General features: G+C 63.9%; 11 protein-coding genes and 1 pseudogene. 4 read left to right on the top strand and 8 right to left on the bottom strand.

From position 1 onward, the window contains the following. Nucleotides 1-307 (top strand): annotated as a pseudogene (locus tag CH283_RS28200) (HNH endonuclease signature motif containing protein); the annotation flags it as partial. A gap of 168 nt (nt 308-475) precedes the next feature. Further along, nucleotides 476-1,429 carry a methyl-accepting chemotaxis protein gene (locus tag CH283_RS06045; protein WP_094639169.1) on the top strand — a complete coding sequence of 318 codons (954 nt, stop codon included), beginning with the start codon at nt 476-478 and terminating at the stop codon, nt 1,427-1,429. Between the two features lie 13 nt (nt 1,430-1,442). On the opposite strand, the gene CH283_RS06040 is transcribed toward CH283_RS06045, so the two are convergent. Then, nucleotides 1,443-2,372, bottom strand: a complete 930-nt coding sequence (locus CH283_RS06040) for an SDR family oxidoreductase (RefSeq protein WP_094639168.1) — start codon at nt 2,370-2,372, stop codon at nt 1,443-1,445. 120 nt (nt 2,373-2,492) lie between these two features. Next, complete coding sequence (locus CH283_RS06035) at nt 2,493-3,332, bottom strand: helix-turn-helix transcriptional regulator (protein ID WP_094639201.1); 840 nt, start codon at nt 3,330-3,332, stop codon at nt 2,493-2,495. Nucleotides 3,333-3,410: 78 nt separating this feature from the next. Between CH283_RS06035 and CH283_RS06030 the strand changes: the two genes are divergently transcribed. Next, on the top strand, nt 3,411-4,136 hold the full coding sequence (locus tag CH283_RS06030) for an SDR family NAD(P)-dependent oxidoreductase (protein WP_094639200.1): 726 nt from the start codon (nt 3,411-3,413) through the stop codon (nt 4,134-4,136). 14 nt (nt 4,137-4,150) lie between these two features. Here the strand turns inward: CH283_RS06030 and CH283_RS06025 are convergent, their stop codons facing one another. The 6 genes from CH283_RS06025 to CH283_RS06000 all read right to left on the bottom strand — a co-directional run bounded on the left by CH283_RS06025 (nt 4,151) and on the right by CH283_RS06000 (nt 11,763). After that, a complete protein-coding gene (locus tag CH283_RS06025) occupies nt 4,151-4,651 on the bottom strand; it encodes a metallophosphoesterase family protein (protein WP_094639167.1) in 501 nt (166 codons plus the stop codon). Nucleotides 4,652-4,678: 27 nt separating this feature from the next. Beyond that, nucleotides 4,679-5,437, bottom strand: coding sequence for an iron ABC transporter ATP-binding protein (locus CH283_RS06020; RefSeq protein ID WP_094639166.1), 759 nt, complete (start codon nt 5,435-5,437; stop codon nt 4,679-4,681). Further along, a complete protein-coding gene (locus tag CH283_RS06015) occupies nt 5,434-6,432 on the bottom strand; it encodes an iron chelate uptake ABC transporter family permease subunit (RefSeq protein WP_255183101.1) in 999 nt (332 codons plus the stop codon). The genes CH283_RS06020 and CH283_RS06015 overlap by 4 nt, the downstream gene beginning before the upstream one ends. A 7-nt stretch (nt 6,433-6,439) precedes the next feature. Next, the gene (locus tag CH283_RS06010; protein WP_068051775.1) at nt 6,440-7,408 is read right to left on the bottom strand and encodes an ABC transporter permease; all 969 of its coding nucleotides are present in this window, start codon (nt 7,406-7,408) and stop codon (nt 6,440-6,442) included. A gap of 33 nt (nt 7,409-7,441) precedes the next feature. Next, nucleotides 7,442-8,410 carry a siderophore ABC transporter substrate-binding protein gene (locus tag CH283_RS06005; protein ID WP_094639165.1) on the bottom strand — a complete coding sequence of 323 codons (969 nt, stop codon included), beginning with the start codon at nt 8,408-8,410 and terminating at the stop codon, nt 7,442-7,444. 77 nt (nt 8,411-8,487) lie between these two features. Continuing rightward, nucleotides 8,488-11,763: an error-prone DNA polymerase gene (locus tag CH283_RS06000; protein WP_094639164.1), complete on the bottom strand. Its 3,276-nt coding sequence runs from the start codon at nt 11,761-11,763 to the stop codon at nt 8,488-8,490. A gap of 124 nt (nt 11,764-11,887) precedes the next feature. On the opposite strand from CH283_RS06000, the gene CH283_RS05995 reads away from it, so the two are divergent. Then, the gene (locus CH283_RS05995; RefSeq protein ID WP_094639163.1) at nt 11,888-14,017 is read left to right on the top strand and encodes an MMPL family transporter; all 2,130 of its coding nucleotides are present in this window, start codon (nt 11,888-11,890) and stop codon (nt 14,015-14,017) included. Nucleotides 14,018-14,033 lie beyond the last annotated feature (16 nt).

Genomic DNA, 14,033 nt, shown 5'->3' with positions numbered 1-14,033 from the left:
CGGCGGCTGGACCACCGTCAACAACCTCCAATGCCTCTGCGACTATCACCACACCGTCAAAACCGCCGGCTACTGGACCGCCACCATGCTCCCCGGCGGGGCGATCCTGTGGACATCGACATCCAAGACCACACGAATCACCCTGCCCACCAACGGCACAGCAGTCCCCATCCTCGGCAACGACCTCAGACCACACATCCCCACCACACCGAAACGATCCGGCCACATCGCCTACCCCAACCCTCCCGACAACCAGGACCCAGGAACAGAACCAACAGCCGAAGACACCGACACCCCGCCCTTCTGAAGATCGGAGTTTCACGGAAGTACGGCGGACTCATGCCGCGCATGCACCAGGGTCGGGGAGCCGAACCCCGCTGCACGAACCCGCTCGGCCCCGACCGTCGTCGAACGTCGACGTCGGCCCACGCGGCCTGCAGAGTGGCCCTCGCTGATCGACCGGCATACTCGAGAAATGAGCAATCCACGTGCAACCGCTCGCCCCAGAGCACTGACGTTGCACGGCCGCATCCGAGTGTTGACGATGAGCGTGGCAGCCCTGGCAGTCGCAGTCAGCGCTCTTGCGATCTATCTCGTCGCAGAGCAGGCCCTTCGCTCACAGATCATCGACCGCGTGGAACGCAACAGCGACGCCATTATTGCCAGCGCGGCAACAGGGGTTCCGGCCAATCTGCTCGGCTTCGCCATCGGAGACACCGAGGGCACCGCGGTGAAGGTCGCCTTCGCGACGACTGACGGCGCATTGGTGACGTCGACGAACGGCTCCGAGCCGTTCACCAATTCCGACGGCGTTCTGGACGCCGCGGAAAGATCGGTCATCGACGGCGACACCGATCAGTCCCTGCGCGAGGCGCGGGGCTACTACATTTCGGCCAAGCGCACCGACACAGGCGAAACGATCCTGGTGGCCGAATCGCTCAGCGCGGCGTCACCGCTGCTCGGCAAACTCACGCTCGCCCTGGTCCTCGTCGGTGCGTTTCTCGTCGCACTGGCAGGTGTCGCGGGTGCGGCCGTGGCACGCACCGGACTCCGCCCGGTCAGGCGACTGCGGGCCGGTACCGAACGTGTTGCCCGCACGGGAGCTTTCGAGCCCATCGACGTCAACGGGGACGACGAACTGGCATCACTTGCCAACAGCTTCAACGAGATGTTGGCTTCCCTGTCTCGTTCACGAGCGCGGCAGGGTCAGCTGATCATCGATGCCGGTGCGGAACTGATGGAGCCGCTGACGGCGTTACGCACCAACATCGATCTACTGATGTCACTCGACCGGCCGGACACCCCGGACATGCCGGAGGACGAGCAGGACCGATTGCGCGTCGAAGTCATCACTCAGATGGACGTCATCAACGGGCTGGTGCACGACTTGGTCGACCATGCCCGGGAGCCCTCGCCGACCCCTCGGTGACGGCCGAGAACTTTCAGGACGAGAGTCGCACGCCGGTCAGGTGTTCCGAGGCGTCCCAGAGGCGACGCGCATCGTCCATCCTGCGCATCGGCTTCCACATGCCGACCTCGGTCGGTGGCCCGCCGATGACTCGCTTGGGGCCGAAGAACTGATCCCCACCTGCGTCGCTACCAGCGGCCGCAACCAATCCCGGCTGAGCTGCGCTGTCCACAGTGCCGGCAATGCCGAGGCGGGCAAGAACGCCGATCAATCGTCGGCCGGCAGAATCCTTCGGTCGCCCCAATCCCGGTTGTGCCGCAAGCAGATTGGTCGGCGAAATACCCGGGTGAGCGATATTGCTGGTGATTCCCCAGCCGCCTGCCCTACTACGAGCCTCGAGTTCACGTGCGAACAGGGCCACCGCGAGCTTGGATTGGCTGTAGGCCTTCATGACGTCGTAGGAACGCTCCCAATTGAGGTCGCCCCAATTGACGGTCGCCGATCGCGCCGCGATGCTCGTCTGATGGGTGACCCGCGCACTACCCTTCCGCAGCAGCGGCAACAGACCGAGGGTGAGCGCGAAATGGCCGAGGTGATTGGTACCGAACTGCAGCTCGAACCCATCCCGGGTGACCTGACGCTCGGGCGGCTGCATGACGCCTGCGTTGTTGACGAGAATGTCGATCGACCGGCCTTCCGAGACGAGTTCGCTCGTTAACGCTGCCACCGAGTTCAGTGACGACAGATCCAACGTGCGGGTGCTGATCTGTGCGCCGGGTACTGCAGTCCGGATCGACTCCGCAGCACGCTCACCCTTGGCGGCCGAGCGGACCGGCATGACGACCTCGGCTCCGGAGCGGGCGAGTTGCGTGGCGATGACCGTTCCGATCCCGTCGCTTGCTCCCGTGACGACGGCGACCTTCCCCGTCAGATCGGGAAGTGAGGTGTGTGTTTCGCGGCCCATGACAAGCTCCTGTGCTGGTGTCGATCTGCGGATTCGATCTGCAGAACCCATGTTCGACGATTACCCCGAGCTCATCCAGGACTTCCCGATCCACTGATACGGCCGAGCCCATGGATCACGTCAGGACAGAACCTGGGTTCCCACCACCGCGAGCAGCTCCAACTTGGCGTAGCTTTCGCTGCCGGGGACTGCCGTGTACACCAGCAGCCGATGCGCTTGCTCGGGTTCCAGAAGGGTCTGACAGTTCAGCTCCAGCAGACCGACCGTCGGGTGCAGAAATCGTTTGGAATCGGGCGGGCGAACCCCCACTTCGCGTTTCGCCCACAGGGTTCGAAATTCCTCGCTGACCTCGAGTAGCTCTGTGGACAGCTGCGCAGCTGTCGATTCGGGTCCGCGAAGAGTGACGATTTCGCGCAGACCCGACGCGTACACCCGAGACAGCGCGGCACGCTCTTCGGGCGGATACGACTGCCGGGCCCCGGGGTCGGTGAACCAGCGATACCCCAGACTTCGCTCGGGGCCGGTGCGCTGCGAGGCATCGCCGGTCAGTGCCGCACCCAGCGGCGTCTGACGGAGCGTCTCTCCGAGTTCGGACACGATCTCGGCGGGCGTGTCGTTCAGTCGATCCAGAATGCGCAGTAGTCCTGGGCTGATGTGGTCGCTCGACGACCCGCGCACGGGAGGATTGTGCCCGGCGAGCCGGAACACGTGATCACGCTCGCCGAGCGACAGATGCAATCCCTGCGCGATGGAGGCGATCATCTGAGTAGACGGGGCAGGTCCGCTGGCCCGTTCGAGTCGTGCGTAGTAGTCGGTCGACATGTGGCACAGTTCTGCGACCTCCTCGCGACGGAGGCCTTGCGTGCGTCTGCGCTGCCCCCGTGGCAGACCGACGTCCTCCGGCTGCAACGACTGCCGTCGCTGCCGGAGAAACGCCGCCAATTCCGGTCGATCGATCACGTCGGTTCCTTCTTTCCCGTGCGTGCGCATCGCGTCTCCAGTGCATTGTGCCTGCTGCACGATGGTTATTGTCGAGAGATGAATGCTCCCTTGACCGTCGTCACCGGCGGTAGTCGCGGAATCGGCGCGGCGGTGTCCAGGCGGTTGGTAGCCGACGGGCACGATGTGGTGATCGGCTATCGCTCCGACGCCACTGCCGCGGAAGCGTTGGCCGCCGAATTGTCGACCGACGGCCGAACGGTGATTGCCGTGCAAGCCGATACAACCGACGAGCAGGCGGTGATCGATCTGTTCACCGCAGCCGCTGAGATCGGCACCGTCACCGGTCTGGTGAACAACGCCGGTTCGGCGCGCGCCGTGGGGGTGTTGGTGGACAACGACATCGAGACCATCAGAGCGGATCTCGATGTGAACCTGGTCGGGGTGATCACCTGCTGCAAGTACGCGATTGCGGCGATGGCCGAATCAGGTGGCTCTATCGTCAACATCTCCTCCGCCGCCGCGACCCTGGGCAGTCCGGGCATGTACGTCCACTACGCGGCAGCCAAGGCCGCCGTTGATACACTGACGGTCGGACTGTCGAAAGAAGTTGCTGCGCAGAACATCCGCGTCAATGCCGTGGCACCCGGGATCATCGAGACCGACTTCCACCGAGATCGTGAGCGGCCACGGAAGATGGCGTCGAGCATTCCCCTCGGTCGCCCCGGTGTGCCGGACGAGATCGGCGGTGCGGTGTCGTGGTTGTTGTCCGAGGATGCGCGATACGCGACCGGAACCGTCATCAGGGTGGCCGGCGGAATGTGAGTACGTCGACTCCTCTATCGAGGGGCGATACGGTGCAGCTCCACATCCGTCAGCGCACCACCTTCGGCTGTGGCCGTCATGTACGTACAGAACGGTTGCCGACGCCGATCCGTCGGCGATCCCGGGTTGAGCAGCCGTAGTCCGTTGTCTGCGAAAGTGTCCCACGGTATGTGACTGTGGCCGAACACGAGCACGTCCGTCTCCGGGTACGCCGCTGCCATTCGTCGTTCACGTCCCGTCGCGGCACCGGTCTCGTGCACCACGCTGAATCGGACTCCGCCGAGAACGACGTCGGCGCGTTCGGGCATCAGAGCCCGCAACTCTTCGCCGTCGTTGTTGCCCCAGCACGCAACCAGGCGACGCGACCGCTGTGAGAGTTGCTCGAACGCAGCCAGGTTCACCCAGTCGCCTGCATGGATCACCACATCGGCGTCGTCCACAGCCGACCACACCTCGGCGGGGAGATCGCGGGCGCGCTTCGGGAGATGAGTGTCGGCAATCAGCAGCAACTTCACCACTCGATTGTGCACGTCGCCGATCCACTACCGCACATAGACGGCAGTGCGATGCCCCTCGACGACGTGGACGCGAACCGGGGTATCGAACACCTCGGTCAGCACGTCGTCCTGCATCATCTGCTCGGCGGTACCCGTGTTCACGATGCCGCCGTCGCGCATCGCGACGATACTGTCGGAGTAGGCAGCTGCGAAGTTGATGTCGTGCACTACGAGCACGATCGTCTTGCCCAGTTCGTCTGCAGCACGACGCAATTGCCTCATCATCAACACCGAATGCTTGAGATCGAGATTGTTCAAGGGCTCGTCGAGCAGAAGATATTCGGTGTCCTGAGCCAGCACCATCGCCACGAACGCTCGTTGCCGCTGCCCACCGGAGAGTTGATCCAGAAATCGCCCTTCGAGGGCCTTCAGGTTCAAGAATTCCAATGCGTCGTCGATGTGCGCCTCGTCCTCGGGACCGAGCTTGCCCTTCGAGTGCGGGAACCGGCCGAACCCGACCAGCTCACGGACCGTCAACCGCGCGGTGATGTGGTTCTCTTGACGCAGGATCGACAGGTGCTTGGCGAGTTCCCGAGACTTCGTGACGCGAACATCCATCCCGCCCACGGTGATCGTGCCCGAGGTCGGATCGAGCAATCGCCCGATGATCGTCAGCAAGGTGGATTTTCCTGCACCGTTCGGCCCGACGAGCGAGGTGATCCCGCCTTCGGCAATGGCACCGGTGACAGGACCGAGGACGACCACGTCCTGATAGGACTTGGTCACATCACGAAAGTCGATCACAGCGTGCCCCTACGAAGAATCATGATCAAGAACAGGATGCCACCGGCGAATTCGATTATGACAGTGAGGAATCCGCCGGCGTAGAAGATGTGCTGCATGACGAACTGCCCGAGCAACAACGTCAGGAAGCCCAGCAGGAACGCCATCGGGAGGACGTAGATGTGCTTGTAGCTGCCGGTGACCTGGTAGGCCAGCGTCGCCACGATGAAACCGAAGAACGTCATCGGTCCCACGAGCGCCGTCGAGAACGCCACCAGTAGAGCGATCAGCATCAGCATCGACGTCAGTTCGCGCTTGTACGACACCCCGATCCCCATGGCTGCCTCCCGCCCGAGAAGCAGTGCGTCCAGGTGGTGTCGTCGCTTCCACAGCACGATTCCGGCGAACAGGCACACCCCGAACGCCAACGGCAGGTAGTCCCCCTTCACTGCGCTCAGTCGGCCGAACAGCTCGACCGAGAGCATGTCGTATTCGGTGGGTGAGAGCAGGCGTTGCAGAAACGTCGAGATACTGTCGAACGCCAACCCGAGCACGACGCCGACCAGCAGCATCAGGAACAGGCTGCCGAGCTTTCCGGAGAACAGCCAGCCGTACAGCACGGTGGCCAGTGCCACCATCAATGCCGTCTGTGCCAACAGCTTCGGGATCCCTTCGGTGTTCGCGATGACGGTGCCGCCGAAGACGAACACCATCAGTGTCTGCATCAGCGTGTAGAGCGAATCGAACCCGATGATGGACGGTGTCAGAATGCGGTTGTCGGTGACGGTATGAAAGACCACCGTGCCGAGGCCGTGCGTGAACGCCGCAACGGCCATGGCTCCCACCATGTTCAGCCGCCGAGGGAACGCGAATGCGAACGATCCGCGCACGAACAGGAACAGAAAGCACACGATGGCGATCGCCACGATCACCGAGAGCACCGCCAACCGCATCCCCGGAGTGAAGCGCGAGGCCTTGGGCGCGCCCAGAGCCGGCCCGGCGGAGCGCGGGGCCACACGGGAACTAAGCACTGACATACCGGCGCTGCCTCACGATCAGAACGACGAACACGACTGCCCCCAGAACTCCGAGAACGACCGATGCGGGAATTTCCATGGGTGCCACAACTGTTCGACCGACGAGATCGCATGCGAGCAGCAGACCGGCGCCGACGAGCGCCACCCAGGGGAGGTTCTTGCGAACGTCGTCGCCGAGCATCATCGACACCAGGTTGGGCACGATGAGTCCGAGAAACGGAATGAACCCGACGACGACCGTGGTGACGCCGGTCGCCACGGCAACCATGGCGACTCCGACCAGAACGATCTGCTCGTACCTCATACCGACGTTGGTCGCGAGCTCCTTACCGAGCCCGGCAACTGTGAAGCGATGCGCCAGCAGGTACGCCAGCACCGCAATGACGATCACCGCCCACATCGGTTCGTAGAACCCGCGCACGATGCCACTGAACCCGCCGGACCGCCAGGCCGACATCGCCTGCAGCAGATCGAAAGTCCCGGCGAGGAACGTGGTGACGGCCCCGACGACGGCCCCGAGCATGATGCCGACGAGCGGGACCACCAACGTCGTTCGGACCGACAGCCGCCGGAGCACGCCGACGAACAGCAGCGTGCCGACCAGAGCGAACACCGTGGCGATGAGCATCTTGGTCATCGGCGGGGCGTCGGGCAACACGATCAATGTGGCCAGAACGCCGAGGCCGGCCCACTGCGCCGTACCGGCGGTGGTGGGCTCGACGAACTTGTTCTGGGTGATCATCTGCATGATCACCCCGGAGATGCTCATGGCCATGGCTGCGAAGATCAACGCCAGCGTGCGCGGAACCCGCGAGATCAGGAACATGTTTCTGGCCGCGGGATCGTCGACCATCGAGGCGACGGTGATGTCGTATCCACCGACGAGTAGCGACGCGACGGTCAACAGCGTCACGACCACCACGATCGCGGCAAGCAGGAGTCTCTTGTTCGTCATGTCGGCAATGCGTCGAACGGTGTTCGCCGGGGCCTACGCGGCGTTCTCGAACGCGTCCGAAATCGATTGGAATGCTTCGGTGTACGCCTGGATTCCCTCGCGGGTGTAGAAGAACGGATCGAGGTAGATGATCTGGTCCTCGGTGGTGAAGGTGGTGTCGGCGAAGGCTTCCTGTGCATCGAAGACGGCCTTGGCGGGGGACGAACCGGGCTCACCCGCTGCGGCGTCGCGGTCCAGAACGATCACCCAATCGGGGTTGGCCTGAGCGATGGTCTCCGGTGCCAGACCCGAGTCACCATGGACATCGCCCGCCTGCCCTGCGAATACGTCGGTCAGTGTGAGGGGTTCGAGGAGACGACCGATGCGCGCGGCACCGTTGTCGATCTTGCCGCCGTTGACGTTGGCAAGAAACACCGTCTGCCCGGTGGTCTGCGCTGCGGCGGAAGCCTCCGCGGCGTCGAGGGCCGCGATGATCTCGGCCGCCCGGTCCTCCTTGTCGAAGATGACGCCGAGTGTCTCGGTCTGGGTCTTCAGAGTGTCGACGAAGTTCTCGTCGTCGGGCGAGATGTCGATGGTCGGCGCGATCTGGCCGAGCTCGTCGGTGTACTCCTGAAATCGGTAGCCGCCGATGATGAGATCGGGTTCTGCTTCGCTGACCACTTCGAGGTTCGGTTCGCGATGTGTTCCGACGTCGAGAATGGCATCGTTGTCGATCCACTCCTCGAAGCCCGTCGACGGCATGATGGGTTTGGGCAGAGCGACCGGCTCGATACCGAACGCCCGAAGCGTCTCGAACGAGGTGTTGTCCAGTGCCGCCACGCGCACCGGATTCGCGGGAACCTCCATGCTGCCGTTGTTCGTCTCGATGGTGACGGTTGCGGCGTCGGTCGACTCACCTGTGGCCGAGTCGGTGCTGCACGCACCGAGCACGAGCAGCGAGGTCGCGGCGGCTGCGACAAGCAGGCGGGGGGCGCGGAACGTTCTCACTTCGGTGTACTCCATTGCTCGATCTTTACTGGAACTTTGGTTGAGCAGTAAAGTAGCACTTAGGCAAGGCTATGCAAATTTTAGCTCGAGAGTCAGCGAAAGTCCCTGGATCTGGATGCGACTCGAAGATCCATCAGTTGCAGATGATCGGCCACCACGGTCACCGCGCCCTCGGCGTTCTGCACCTTTCCCCGAATCAGCAACGCCGGAGCCGTGATCGCCAGCTTGCGGTACTTGGCCCACAACCCGACCGAGCACACCACGTTGACCATCCCGGTCTCGTCCTCGAGGTTGATGAACGTGACGCCTCCGGCAGTTGCCGGCCGCTGGCGATGCGTCACCGCTCCGCCGACCAGCACTCGGTCTCCGTCCGGAATCTGCAGCAGCCGGTTCGCGGGAGTCACGCCGAGCGAATCGAGCCGATCTCGAAAGAACTGCGTGGGATAGGAATTCGGCGACACACCGGTTGCCCAGACATCGGCCGAGGCCAGGTCGAGATCCGACATTCCCGGTAGCGCAGGCGCTTTCGTCGACGCTCCGATGCCGGGGAGCAGTCCAGGACGCTCCCCCGCCGCTGCACCCGCAGCCCACAGTGCCTCTCGGCGAGTGATGCCGAAGCACCCGAGTGCGCCTGCCGTTGCCAGCGACTCCGCCTGCGCCACCGACAGTTCGACGCGTCCCGTCAAGTCCAGGAACGAGGTGTAGGGCCCGTGTGCGTCTCGCGCGTCGACGATCTTCTGGGCCACTGCGGTCCCGATGAACTTCACATCGGCCAACCCCATGCGAATCTCGAGGCCGTCCGCCTCGAGATTCGCATGGCCGAGACTGGCGTTCACGTCTGCACCGTGGACGAGCACACCGTGCCGCCTGGCGTCGGCGACCAGGGATTGCGGTGAGTAGAAACCCATCGGTTGAGCGCGCAGCAGGCCGGCACAGAATGCCGCCGGGTGGTGCAGCTTGAACCACGAGGAGTAGAACACCAGTGAGGCGAAACTCTGCGAATGGCTTTCGGGGAAACCGAAATTGGCGAATGCGGACAGCTTTTCGTAGATTCGGTCTGCCGCCGTGCCGGTGATGCCGTGAAGATCGCGCATCCCGTCGTAGAACCGCCCACGCAGCAGTTCCATCTTCTCCGGTGATCGCTTCGACCCCATCGCACGGCGCAGTTGATCGGCGTCGGCGGCACTGAAGCCGGCGACGTCGATGGCCATCTGCATCAGCTGTTCCTGGAACAGCGGCACTCCGAGTGTTCGATCGAGTGCCTTCTTCAGCGACGGATGCTCGAAGATCACCGGCTCGAGTCCGTTGCGGCGCTTGATGTACGGGTGCACCGAACCACCCTGGATCGGACCGGGACGGATCAGCGCGACCTCGACCACCAGATCGTAGAAGTTGCGCGGCTTGAGCCGCGGCAGAGTGGCCATCTGCGCGCGAGACTCGACCTGGAACACCCCGACCGAATCGGCTCGCTGGAGCATCTCGTACACCGCAGGCTCGGACAGGTCGATCGAGGCGAGTTCGATATCGATGCCCTTGTGCTCGGCGATCAGGTCCATCATGTAGTGCAACGCCGAGAGCATGCCGAGGCCTAGCATGTCGAACTTCACCAAACCCACTGCGGCACAGTCGTCCTTGTCCCACTGCAGCACACTGCGATTCTCCATCGTCGCCCATTCCACCGGGCAGACGTCCGCGATCGGCCGATCGCAGATCACCATGCCACCGGAGTGGATGCCGAGGTGCCGCGGGAAGCCCTCGATCTGCCGCGCGAGTTCGAGAACCGATTCGGGAATACCGTCGCCCTCCTGATCACCGATTCCGGACCAGCGGGTGATCTGCTTGCTCCATGCGTCCTGCTGCCCCTGTGAGAAGCCCAGCGCACGGGCCATGTCTCGCACGGACGACTTGCCGCGGTAGGTGATGACGTTGGCCACCTGAGCGGCATGAGTGCGGCCGTACTTGGCGTAGACGTGTTGGATCGCCTCTTCTCGACGATCGGATTCGATGTCGATGTCGATGTCCGGCGGCCCGTCGCGCTCGGGTGCGAGGAACCGCTCGAACAGCAGCTTGTTCGCCACCGGGTCGACGTTGGTGATGCCGATCGCGAAGCAGACAGCCGAGTTGGCCGCCGAACCTCTTCCCTGACAGAGGATGTCGTGTGTCTTGCAGAAGTGGACGATGTCGTGGACCACCAGGAAATAGCCGGGGAATTCGAGCCTCTCGATGATGTCGAGCTCGTACTCGAGCTGCGAGTACGCCGCCGGGTTCGCCGACTGCGAGCCGTACCGACGGGCGGCCCCCTCGAACGTGAGTCGACGCAGATAGCTGATCTCGGTGTACCCGTCGGGCACCTCGAAGGGCGGGAGGCGTGGCGCGATCAGCTTCAGATCGAACGAGCACTCACGACCGAGCTCGACGGCACCGCGCACCGCGCCGGGATAGTGCTCGAACAGTTCCGCCATCTCCGATCCGGACCGTAGATGTCCGCCGCCGGTCGGTGCCAACCAACCGGCAGCCTCGTCCAAACTGCTCCGAGCGCGCACAGCGGCCATCGCCATGGCCAATCTCCTGCTGCGCGGACTGGCGTAGTGCGCGGCCGTGGTTGCGATCGTCGGAAGACCGTACTTGCGAGCCAGTGCCGCGAGCGCGTCGTTGCGCTCGTCGTCGTCGGCAATTCCGTGCCGGGTGAGTTCGACGGTGACGCGATCGGCCCCGAAGCGGTCGACGAGAGTGCGCAGCGCGGACTCGGCCGCCTCCGGACCACCGCGCGAGAGTGCCTGCCGAACATGGCCCTTCCGACAACCGGTGAGAATCTGCCAGTGCCCGCCCGCTGATTCGGTGAGTTCGTCGATGTCGTACTGCGGCTTGCCTTTGACCCCGCCGGCCAGGTGTGCGGCCGCGATCCGACGCGAGAGCCGGCGATACCCCTCCTGGCCGCGAGCGAGCACCAGTAGATGAGTGCCGTCGGGATCGGTCTCCCCGGCTCGGGATCGATGTGTGTCCAGTGAGAGTTCGGCACCGAACACGGTTCCGATGCCGAGAGCTCTGGCTGCCTCGGCGAAGCGCACGACCCCGTAGAAACCGTCGTGATCGGTGATGGCGATGGACTCGAGGCCCAGGCGTACCGCCTCCTCGACCATCTCCTCGGGCTGCGAGGCACCGTCGAGAAAGCTGAACGCAGAGTGCGCATGCAATTCTGCATACGGCGTCGTGGACAGCGCGGGCTTGTCGATGGTGCGGTCGTAGACGTCCCTCTTTCGCGACCAAGCCGGGCTGTCGCCGCCGTCGCCCTCGGCCGCCGGCTTGGGACGTCCGGACAGGACGCGCTCCATCTCCGACCACGTGGGTGGTCCGTCGTTCCATCCCATCGAGCCCTCCCCTCACCGCATCGCCGTTGCATCGAACACTTGTTCTAATGAGAGCACGAGGGTCCGACACGATCAACTACAGTCGAGTCGCCACTGACCCCTTCCACAGAGCCGGAGCACCGTCGTGACCCGTTGGGCCTCGTTCGTCGTATCGCACAAACGATGGGTGCTGGCTGTCGTCGTCGCCGTCGTCACGGTCGGCGGGGTGTTGGGACTGAGCGTCTTCTCGAAACTGAGCGAGGGCGGCTACGCAGACGCAGGCAGCGAATCGTCCGAGGTGGCACGGCTCGTACAGGGCATCGGCCAACCGACTCCCGACATCGTGGCGATCTACACCGCACCCGAGGGCGAGACGATCGACGACATCGGCCCCCGAGTGCAAGCGACGATCGACGAGTTCACGGGTCGATACACCCTCGGCAACGTCAACTCGTACTGGACCGCAGACCCGGTCAGCAGAGAATTTCTGATCTCGAAAGACCGAACCAAGGCCTTGGCGACGGTGTCCCTCGGGGCGAACTCGGGCGTCACGTTCAACACCTTCGGCGACCTGCCGCCCCAGCTCGAAGTACCCGGCGTCGAATCGCAGTTCGCCGGCGCATCGGTGGTCGGGGTATCGCTCAGCGAGACCCTCGAACGCGACCTCGTCCGCTCCGAGATCATCGCTGTTCCCATCACGTTGCTGCTGCTGATATTCATCTTCGGCGGGGTCGTCGCCGCAGCGGTCCCGGTGTTCGTCGGCATCCTCAGCGTGCTCAGTTCCCTGGCCATCCTGCGGGTGCTCACCGAGTTCACCGAAGTCAGCTCGTTCTCCATCAATGTCGCGTCGCTACTGGGGCTCGGCCTTGCCATCGACTACGGACTGTTCATCGTCAGCAGATTCCGCGAGGAACTACGCGGCGGGTCGACGCCGTTCGACGCGACCGTCCGCACGGTGTCCACCGCAGGCAAGACCGTCGTCTTCTCCGGACTGCTGCTGATCTGCGCATTCGCGGGCATGCTCGTCTTCCCGCAGGCGGTGATCCGATCCCTCGGGTTCGGGGCCATGGCGGCGGTGGCGAGCGCGGCCGTTCTGTCCCTGACCGTGATTCCGGCGCTGCTCGCGATTCTCGGCCCCCGCATCAACTCCTGGACGTGGTCGCGTACCGCGTCCGATCGCAGCGATGCACGGGCACACAAGTTCTGGGGCGGCGTCGTCACCCGCGTGATGAAGCATCCGGGAATCGTCGCGGCCGTCATCGTCGCCGGGTTGCTGATCATCGCCACCCCGATTCTCAAGGTCTCGCTCGGCGAGGTCGATTACACGGCGCTGCCGAAGGACAATCCTGCGCGCATGGCGTTCGAGACGCTCGGCACCGACTTCGAATCCACCGGCGAGGGTGCCACCGTGGTTCTTCGCGGCCTGGACGGCGTCAAGCCTCAGGGCGCACCCATCGCAGCCCTCACCTCGGCTGTGGAATCCACACCGGGTATCGCTCGCGCCGAATTCCTGGGCTCCAAAGACGATTTCGTGACACTTCAGGCGTCCTACAGCGAGCCGACCGGCAGCCTGACCGAGGCCGAATCTCAATCCGAGGCAGTGTCTGCACTGCGCTCGATCGCCCCGCCCGACGGCACCGAGATCCTCGTCGGCGGCGGACGAGCCAACGTCGACGACGGCAATGCTGCCATCGCGAAGTGGCTACCGGTGATGATCGCCATCATGGTCGTCTCGACGCTGGTGTTGCTGTTCCTCGCGTTCGGCTCGATCGTGCTGCCCGTCAAGGCCGTACTGATGGCCGGACTGAGCCTGGGCGCAACCTTCGGCGCACTCACGTGGGTGTTCCAAGAGGGCCACGGAGCATCCCTGCTCGGCGTCACCCCAGGACCGCTCGAGTCGACGTTCGTCGTTCTCATCCTCGCGGTCATCTTCGGCTTGTCGACCGACTACGAGGTGTTCCTGATGTCGCGCATGGTCGAGGCCCGCGCGGCGGGAGCGACTACCGAGGAAGCGGTGATCTTCGGAGCCCAACGCACCGGACGCATCGTCACTGCGGCGGCGTTGATTCTGATCGTCGTCACCGGTGCCTTCACCATCTCGGGTCTGTCGATCATGAAGTTCCTCGGCGTCGGAGTCATTCTGGCCCTGATCATCGACGCGACGATCATCCGGATGTTGCTGGTTCCGTCCTTGGTCAAACTCATGGGCGAGGCCAATTGGTGGGCACCCGCCTGGATGAAGAAAGTGCACGAAAAAGCCGGTATCGGGCACTAGCACCGAAACTTACTTC

This window comes from Rhodococcus sp. 05-2254-2, from assembly GCF_002259095.1.
Lineage (GTDB): Bacteria > Actinomycetota > Actinomycetes > Mycobacteriales > Mycobacteriaceae > Rhodococcoides.
Note: the sequence above shows the minus strand (reverse complement) of the source record. Positions and strands in the feature narration are given on the sequence as shown.